Genomic DNA, 5032 nt, shown 5'->3' with positions numbered 1-5032 from the left:
GCTTCGGGCCCAAAATTCAACGAGTACTCAAAAAGCGTTGCACCACTGGCGACTGACAAAGGTCGCATTTATTTTTACAGGGATGCCTCTTTTTTCGGGGGAGGTGTTAGACCGGATATTTATTTAGATAAAGTTGCCGTTGGGGAATCACTACCTGGTGGATTTTTCTTCGTTGACAGAGACGCGGGGAGCTACAGTGTCAGCACTAGTACAGAAGTGGAAAGAACGTTAGAGTTCACTCTTAGTGCTGGAGAGACCAAATACATTCGAACTTACGTCACAATGGGAGTAATGGTTGGCCATGTCATACCGGAGCTCGTCAGTGCTGATGATGCCATGAAAGCGATGACCGATTTGTCATTCGCAGGGTATTATGATCCAGACAAACCCAGAGAACAGCAGACATCGAGTGATTTCTAAATAACGATTAACAATAACCGCGGTTACAGAATAATTTGCCGATTCAAGCAATGGTGTAGATTATTCTGTGCCCCGGTTTAAATCTGTAACTTACTAGATTTTAGCGACTATATTTCTGAATGATTAGTACATGTTGCTGAATATTGTATTCTGTACGCAATGCATGAAGACAGGAAATGCAAAGGCAATCAGCGTAAAGTGAAGTAATGTAATCCAGTTGCTCAGTGCTCAACACGATGGTTTGACATTGACACAACAACACTGAACCGGATTTACATTCGAATTCGGTATTACAGCGAGGGCAATTTTTGGTTTCGTGTTTGCGATTTTTCATATCTGTAGCTTCCTGGCTACTATACACTACTAAATATCATCTTTTAAAAGTCGTTGATAGGCGGCCACCATCTGTTTGGCCCGATGAGTCCAGTCATAATTTTCGCGCGCTATTCGAGACAACTCACCACTGAAGTCTGTTGTTTCTAACTTACCCAACAGCGAAATAACATTTTCAGCGATAGATTCAACGCGTGTCGCTATGTCCATGGAGATCTTCATGTGCCCGACCATATCTTTGCCCAGATACTGTTCGAGCTCATCCACCGCATCGGCAAATCCGCTAAAATAACTCACCATCGGCAGCACACCATTCGCCAGTGATTCCATAAGCACCAGAGGATAGGCCTCAGGTATTACTGAAGGGAAGATCGCCAGGTCAGCACAGGGGAACAGGTAAGACAATTGTTCATGATTAAACCTACCTAAGAACAACACCTGTTTTTGCAGGCGCTGTGCCAGGACATAATATTCATCGCGATCTTTCAGATCATCCAGGAAATTACTAACGTCCTGCCAGTACTCGGTTTCACTCGCCCTGTTTTTATCAAAACAATTTTCTATCAAACATGACAAAAGATCCTGGTCATCATTCACCAATGCATAAACCAGGGTCTCCAGCACTTCTCGAAAACTACCAGCACCAATAATAAGTAACTGCGCATCAGGATAATTTTTATAGATGACAGGCAAAGCACACAGCAAAGACTGCAAACCCTTGCCAACGGTGAGTGCGCCTACAAACAACAGTACCGGCTGTGAAAAATCCAGGGTGGATAGCTTTTCTTTCAGACTGGTATCCACATTATTGTGAACATAACTATCATCAAAACCGGCGATTGCCTGATAATTACGTTCAGCCAATGCGATGTGCAATGCTTCCACCAGGTAAGGTGATTTTCCCTGCGAACCTTTTACAGATTCCAGGTTCAACAGCGCTGCAACAGAACCTGCACGACGTTTCCGGGCATCCGGTGTAAACAACTGGGTGTCGACGCCCACACCAACGATTTCTGTTTTTGCCAATATCGTATCCTTAAGATCAGGAAACAGCAGGCAAATTCTATCCCGTACTTCGTTGTTACCAATAACCAGGCCCTGGCATGCCATTATGGCTTTCCGGGCCTCAGCCTGATAACGCGAATCTTTTTTAACCGTATATTCAATGGCGCTGCCGTGTGGATAAATAATGAAAGGAATGTTGTGTGTCTTGCAGGGCTCGATAGCCAGTGAAGGCTGCATCACCAGATGATTGGTATGCAGTATATCAATATCAATCTTTGAAAATATTTCCGTCAATAACCTATGGTTTAATCGCTTAAACTCATCAAGCTCCTCGTCAGTAAGATCGACAAACGCTTTAAAGGTATCAGATGTTTTTTTACCACTAATGTAGACAGGATAAAAATCGCCATAAGGAATCTGGTGCAACGTGCAGGTGTTTTCATACTGCGGATCAATTATAGTTGTTTCACAACTACCGTCACGCCTCCATTGCCACAGCTGTCCGACGTAATCTATTTTCTCCGGATGATATTCTCGACAAATAACATGGACAGAATGCCCCTGGTCCAGAAACGTTTTGGCAAGATACCGCGTAAATTCATTGCTACCCGAACCTGTCAAGTTAAACCCATGATATAGGCCAATTTTCAATTGAGTTTACCCGCTACGGTTGCATTTGAGTGCTGAATTTACCTGGTCTTATTATGAAAACTCAAAAGGGGCACTGACTCCCTTTTTGCCAAACCTGGCAATACGCTGGACTACAAACTTACGCAATTGCCAACATCACACCGGTACCCGGGTGCACATGATAGTCGCCTTTTGCTGGTGGAACATCACGAATACCTTTCTGGTTAACGACCATGGAATTTCCATCCACTAATACTCGCCATTTCCCTTTTGGCAAATGAAAATCCGCACCTATGTTGCTGCCATTGAACAAAACGACCAGAGAATTCCTGGAACGTCGCCAGCGATACCAGGTAGGTGGTGGTTTAATGACGAATCCTATCGCATTCACATTATCGTGATGAGGATGCCCGGTAGGATAAATCCAGTCGATATCCCACTGCTTGCTGTTTTCACTGCGTAATCTGAGTTGGCTGGTATAGCGAAAATGCGGGAAGCGTTTACGCAACGCAATCAGCTGGATGACTGCTTCAACCAGATCCTTGTGGTGATGAGTATTGTTCCAGTCAATTTGATTAAGATCCGGACGATCATAGCTGTTATCGTGTCCTTGTTTGGAAAACATCAATTCCGAACCTTCACCCAGCATGGGTACACCTTGCGCGGTCAACACCATCAGCATACCAAGAAACGCGCGTTTACTATCGCCTTCAACATAATCTGCCAGTGTCTTACCATCATGACTGGACAGATAGTTAATACATTGCTGTGGTCTTACGGCCCAGCCACCTTGCGCTATGTGGTTACCTGTTATGGCGTTCATCAGGCGGTCACGATTGTGCAAATCGCCGCCGCCCATTAAAAATGTTTTTCCCGGTTCGCGAAAATCATCGTTCCACACCGCCCAACGTGTCTCGGCAAAGTCGTGGGCCATATCCCCTTTGCCCCATTGGGTGCCACCCAAAGCCCACGGTTCAGATACCAGGTAAATGCGCCTGGGCAATCGCCGGTCTATTTCGATCATGGTTTGCTTATCATGCAACGCGCCCAGGTCAAAACGAAAGCCATCGAAGCGATAACAATCAACTAACTGCTCCAGCGTTTCTATTATCATTTGACGAATAAAAGGATGTTCAGTTTGCACTGTTGGTCCGCAACCTGAACCATGGCAGAAGTCACCGTTATCGTGTTTTCGATAAACAACGTCCTCACCCCAGGCCTTTACCCATAATTCTCCACCGTGATTAAAAACAACGTCGAGCAGTACAGGTATACCGCGACCGTGCATGGCATCAACCACAGCCATGACTTCCTTATTAACTTCATTTTCTTTATCCGCATAGCACTCTCGCATGGCACGAAATGAAGTTGTGAAGTAGCCCCAGTCCTGTCCCAGCAAATTATCACTGGCATGCAAAGGTAAAAACTCGACCGCCACGTTCAGGCGTTGCAGGTGTTTTAATACGCGTGGCGACATGGCACCTTTATAAGTACCACGATGAGACTCATGCTTTACGCCAGAACTACTATGCCGGCTGAGCGCAGGAAGATGTGTTTCATAAATGACGATGTCACGAAATGGTGGTGTGCGAAAGCGACGATGCCGCCATTGATAATTCAATTCAATGAAAAATGATTTTAACTCATCTTCATGGCGCTTGATTCGGTGCGCCAGGGGATCAGCAACTGTGAATGCCTCCCCGTTGTGATGAATGATGAAATGATATGCTTGACCATGTAACTCTCGCAATGATCGACGAAGCTTTACACGCCAACTGCCTTTGTTATCTTGCTTCATCGGCAGGGGTTCACCATACCCCTCTACAACGAGGGAAACAGCTTCTGCCTCAGGCATATAAAATTGAATGGAAGGCGTACGCCCAAAAAACCTCGACATTCCATGCTCCGTTAAATACAGATTTACAACACGCTGTTGCTCGATTCAACAGCGCAATATTATGCACCAAATATATTATATTGAGGAGTATACAAATATCGATCCAATGTGATATTGATCACATTAAGCCATTGATTTAAGGCGAATATAAAATTTTTTTACAAAATGGAAATTTGTGTAACAAGCATACGCGTCGTTACCATCGAAAACTTCCGTACAGAATGCAACAGGATAGCGCATAGGAAATACCGGCATACAATGGATAGCGCATTCACTGCTTCTAATCCACAGTCATTATCACACCCACAAATAGTGAGTTAATTAACCGGAAAAACTGTAATGAAAAACAAAAGGATCAGAGAACAGTCAACATTACAAAACTTTCTTACTCAATCAGAAACAAACCTTTTCTGATCCCGCCGATGATGCTTTCAGTAATATATCATCTTGTAGACATGACAAGGTCCTCTTCCACGAATCGCAACAATGCCTCGAGCAATGCTTCACGTGGATACTGATTGTGGTCGACGAAGGTAGAGCCAATCATTGAATGGGAACGAGCTATTGGTACCGTCAAAGCCCAATGATCGGCATTAATATAAGCAAGCAATGTGCTGCCTGGAATAACCTGGTCGTAGAACAACAGCTGACCATCGTTACGTGCGTCTATTCGACTTAGCTTGTTGTAACTTGATACAAGGATTGTGGAAATACGCTCAGGTTCTGGGTAGGTGACCAGCGAATAAT

The 5032-nt window shown here is 44.5% G+C and carries 5 protein-coding genes; 1 reads left to right on the top strand and 4 read right to left on the bottom strand.

Features of this window, described 5'->3' with window-relative positions; translation table 11 throughout:
- Nucleotides 1–420: DUF2846 domain-containing protein (locus ACWVCM_RS07590; RefSeq protein WP_455201127.1), on the top strand; the 420-nt coding region annotated here is incomplete at its 5' end.
- 100 nt (nt 421–520) lie between these two features.
- Here ACWVCM_RS07590 and ACWVCM_RS07585 read toward each other — a convergent pair.
- From ACWVCM_RS07585 to ACWVCM_RS07570, 4 genes are all read right to left on the bottom strand, one after another.
- Nucleotides 521–754: a cysteine-rich CWC family protein gene (locus tag ACWVCM_RS07585; protein WP_455201126.1), complete on the bottom strand. Its 234-nt coding sequence runs from the start codon at nt 752–754 to the stop codon at nt 521–523.
- Nucleotides 755–783: 29 nt separating this feature from the next.
- Nucleotides 784–2409: a glycosyltransferase family 4 protein gene (locus tag ACWVCM_RS07580; RefSeq protein ID WP_455201125.1), complete on the bottom strand. Its 1626-nt coding sequence runs from the start codon at nt 2407–2409 to the stop codon at nt 784–786.
- Nucleotides 2410–2527: 118 nt separating this feature from the next.
- A complete protein-coding gene (locus ACWVCM_RS07575; protein ID WP_455201124.1) occupies nt 2528–4285 on the bottom strand; it encodes an alpha-amylase family glycosyl hydrolase in 1758 nt (585 codons plus the stop codon).
- A 442-nt stretch (nt 4286–4727) separates the two neighbouring features.
- Nucleotides 4728–5032: hypothetical protein (locus ACWVCM_RS07570; RefSeq protein WP_455201123.1), on the bottom strand; the 305-nt coding region annotated here is incomplete at its 5' end.

This window comes from Kaarinaea lacus (assembly GCF_975902315.1).
The sequence above is the reverse complement of the archived record's forward strand: the minus strand, read 5'-3'. Positions and strand labels throughout refer to the sequence as shown.

What these genes read in the sequence shown, in the direction of transcription:
- ACWVCM_RS07585 (WP_455201126.1), bottom strand. Translation starts at nt 754, where the DNA reads ATGAAAAATCGCAAACACGAAACCAAAAATTGCCCTCGCTGTAATACC.
- ACWVCM_RS07575 (WP_455201124.1), bottom strand. Translation starts at nt 4,285, where the DNA reads ATGTCGAGGTTTTTTGGGCGTACGCCTTCCATTCAATTTTATATGCCT.